1 protein-coding gene is annotated in these 241 nt (G+C 35.3%); it reads left to right on the top strand.

All coding sequences use genetic code 11. The features are described from left to right. The coding region (locus tag IWT5_RS12020) for a transposase (RefSeq protein WP_143443115.1) at positions 1–193 on the top strand (193 nt) is incomplete at its 5' end. Positions 194–241 lie beyond the last annotated feature (48 nt).

The raw sequence follows: 241 nt of genomic DNA, 5'->3' as shown, positions 1-241 counted from the left end.
GTTGAAAGAACATCATGACGAAATTAAAAACACCTTCAACTATCCTTACACCAATGGTCCACTGGAAGGCACAAACAATAAAATCAAAGCAATCAAGCGAGCTGGCTTCGGCTATAAGAGCTTCCGAAAATTTAGAGTAAGAGTGCTTTATACCTTGCACATCAAAACTAAAAAAGTCCTAATCACAAAATAGTGATTAGAACTAATTTAAGAAATTTACCAACAACAGTTGTCAAAGAGC

The organism is Secundilactobacillus mixtipabuli (genome assembly GCF_002217925.1).
GTDB lineage: Bacteria > Bacillota > Bacilli > Lactobacillales > Lactobacillaceae > Secundilactobacillus > Secundilactobacillus mixtipabuli.
This window is presented reverse-complemented; position numbering and strand designations above follow the sequence as displayed.